Origin of the sequence: Aeromonas finlandensis (genome assembly GCF_000764645.1) — a bacterium.
Taxonomy (GTDB): domain Bacteria; phylum Pseudomonadota; class Gammaproteobacteria; order Enterobacterales; family Aeromonadaceae; genus Aeromonas; species Aeromonas finlandensis.
On record NZ_JRGK01000189.1, the window covers coordinates 1 to 3167 of the forward strand.

General features: G+C 62.4%; 4 protein-coding genes. All 4 read right to left on the bottom strand.

The features are described from left to right. A partial coding sequence (locus LD28_RS0112435; RefSeq protein WP_033137281.1) for an NAD(P)-dependent oxidoreductase occupies positions 1–733 on the bottom strand: 733 nt, incomplete at its 3' end. A 196-nt stretch (positions 734–929) separates the two neighbouring features. Beyond that, positions 930–1940 (bottom strand): sulfite reductase subunit C, encoded by a 1011-nt coding sequence (gene asrC / locus LD28_RS0112440; protein WP_033137282.1) that lies wholly within the window; start codon positions 1938–1940, stop codon positions 930–932. Positions 1941–1951: 11 nt separating this feature from the next. After that, entirely contained in the window at positions 1952–2791 is an 840-nt protein-coding gene (asrB, locus tag LD28_RS0112445) for an anaerobic sulfite reductase subunit AsrB (RefSeq protein WP_033137283.1), read from the bottom strand. 1 nt (position 2792) lies between these two features. Beyond that, the coding region (locus LD28_RS0112450; protein WP_033137284.1) for a 4Fe-4S dicluster domain-containing protein at positions 2793–3167 on the bottom strand (375 nt) is incomplete at its 5' end.

A 3167-nucleotide genomic window follows, 5' to 3' on the forward strand; every position in this document is an offset into this window, starting at 1 on the left:
CCACCACATCCGCCTGTTGCAACTGCTGCAAGCCGCTTAAGGTGAGCAGCCCCGCATCGCCGGGGCCCGCTCCCACCAGGGTGACGCGTCCCTTGCTCTGCAGCGGGTCATTCAGCAGCTCGGCGACGCTCTGCTCGGCAGCGAGCTGCTGACCGCGGGCCAGCTGGCATGCCAGTCGATCATGGTTAAAGAGCCGTTCCCAGAAGCGGCGGCGGGCCAGCTTGTCCGGAATGAGTTTGACCCGCTCGCGCAGCTTGCCCGCCAGCGCTGCCAGCTGGCCGAGGTGTTGCGGCAGCATGGCTTCGAGTTTTTCCCGCAGCTGGCGGCTCAGTACCGGTGCCGCGCCTGCGCTGGAGATGGCCACCATTAACGGCGAGCGGTCGATGATGGCGGGCATGATAGCGCTGCAGTAGGCCGGGGAGTCCACCACATTGCAGAAGATCTGGCGCAGGCTCGCCTCGCTGAAAACCTGATGATTAACCTCGGGCTGGTTGGTGGCAGCGATCACCAGCCACTTGCCATCGAGCAGTTCGGGATGAAAATCGGCGGCGCAGACGGTCAGGCGACCCTGCTCGGCCCAGCTCATCAGCTGGGGCTCGAGATGCGGGGCATTGATGGTGATCTTCGCCTTGGCATCGAGCAGCAGGCGCGCCTTGCGCACCGCCACCTCACCGCCGCCGACGATAAGCACCGGCTTGTTTTGCAGCTGACAGAAGAGAGGGAGAAAGTCCATAACAGGCTCCGGATACTGGCCCGCTCGCAATGCCGCGCCGGGCGAGATAGCAGGGCGCGCCGTGACGCACCCCGGATGGTTGGGGGAAAGGTCCCCCAACGGGAATAAAAAAGGGGAAGGGTGATCTACGCCCGGGCCAACGACAGATCCCCACCGGTGTCGGCCACTTGATCACGCTTCCCCAAACGAGGTTTTTCTATTGCACCGCTTTGACGTGCATGTTGGCGACGTACTGATCTTCGGCCCAGAAGATGCGGTCAGCGACCATGGCTTCCGGGTTGAGGGTGACGCCGCGCAGCACCCGCTCCTTGAACTTGTGATAACCGGCTCGGTCGATAAGGTGACCCATGTGCAGGTAGATGGGTTTGCCATCCAGCATCTCTGCCTCAAACTCGAACAGGTTCTTGATCACCGCATGCAGCACCTCTTCAGTGACCCAGTTGAGGAACAGCTTGCCGGTACGGGGGGTCTTCTTGCTGGTGCGTCCCCCCAGCTTGACCATGTAGAGCTGCTTGGGATCCCGCTGCCAGGCCAGGGTCGGGCAGGCCAGCACGCACTCGCCACAGCCGATGCACTTGCTCTCCTCCTTGACCGCCTTGCCATGCTTGATGGCGAGGCAATCCACCGCGTGGTGGCTGCACGCCTTGACGCAGGCGCCGCAGCCGATGCAGCGCTCGGCATTGAAATTGATCTTGGCGATGCCGAGGATGCCGAAGTCGGCCATGTTGGCCTTGGCGCAGTCGTTGGGGCAGCCGGCGATCACCATCTTGAGGTGATAGGGGTTGGGGTAGAGGTGCTTCTCCATCCGCTGGGCCAGCCCGGTGCAGTCGATATTGCCCTTCTGGCAGATGGTGTTGCCCTGACAGGCAACGATGTTGCGCCCGCCGATGGTCTGGTAACCGGCGCGGGTGTCCGCTACCTCAATGCCGCAGGTCTCCACCTCAATCTCCTTGATAAAGGGCTCGAGGGCGGCGTTGACCTTGTCCATGTCTTGATACTTGATGCCGGGCATCGCCAGCTTCTGGCGGGTGGTGAGGTGGATCAAGCCGTTGCCGTACTGTTCGGCGATCTGCTGGGCCACTGCCAGCAGGTGGGCGGGCATGATCCCGCCGGGAATGCGTACGCTGATCATCGCTTCGCCGCGCACCTTGGAGAGGCGGTATTCGTTCTTGGCGCGGGCCTTGATGATGTCGATATCGAGACTCATGGTGTTCTCCCTCAGTCGATCAGATGCTGGGCCTGGTCAAAACGAAAGACCGGTCCATCCACGCAGATATAGGTGTCGCCCATCCGGCAGTGACCACACTTGCCCACGGCGCAAGCCATGCGGCGTTCGTAGTCGACCCAGATGCGATCCTTGGGGATGCCCCGCTCGAGGAAGGCGAGCACCACGAAGCGGATCATGATGGGGGGGCCGACCACGATCACCTGGATATCCTCTTTGTCAGCGAGATCCAGCTGGTCGATGTAGTCGGTGACCCGGCCGATGCGAAACTGCTCGCTCTCCTTGCCCTCGTCCAGGGTGACGATGAGGTTCTGCTGCTCGGCCCAGAGCGGCATCTCGTGGCGATAGAGCACCGCCTGCTCGTTCTTGAAGCCGAGGATCATGTCAAGGGACTTCACCTCTTCCGGGTGTTTGCTGAAGCGGCGCAGCAGCCCCTTGACCGGCGCGACGCCGGTGCCGCCCGCCACCACGATGAGGTGCTGGTTGCGGTAGGTCTCCAGCGGATAGCCGTTGCCGTGGACGCCGCGCATCCACACCTTGTCGCCCACATCGAGGGCAAACAGCGCATCGGTCACCTTGCCGACCTTGCGGATCAACAGATCCACATAACCATCGCCATAGTCGGAGACCGAGATGGGCGCTTCGCCGACGGTGGGCAGGGAGATCTCCACAAACTGGCCATAGTGAACATCAAAGTCGCGGGAGACCCGAAAGTTCCACTCCAGCTCGGTGTGACGCTCGATCGCAAGAATGGTGTAGGCCTTGGGCAACAAGCGGTTTTCGACCACGTCCTGCTGCTGTTCTGCTGGTGCGGTTTGTTGGCACTGGCACATATCAGTTCGCCCCCTGCGCGTGGTCGGCTGCGATGGTCTGTTCGACCACATCGGTCATCTTGTTGATGATGTTGCTAAAAGAGATGTAGTGAGGGCAGCGATCGTCGCAGCGGCCACAGCCGACGCACATGTGCTCCTCCCCCTGACGCGCCTTGTAGTCATTGACCTTGTGCAGGGCGCGATAGCGCAGGCGCTCGCCGTGCTTGGCGCGAAAACCGTGGCCACCGGCCATGTCGCTGAAGCCATCCACCATGCAGCTGGCCCACTGGCGACGGCGTTCACCCTGCTTGGGATTCTCCGCATAGGTGAGGTCGTGCACGCTGTAGCAGCTGCAGGTCGGGCAGGAGGTGGTGCAGCGGCCGCAGCCGATGCAGCG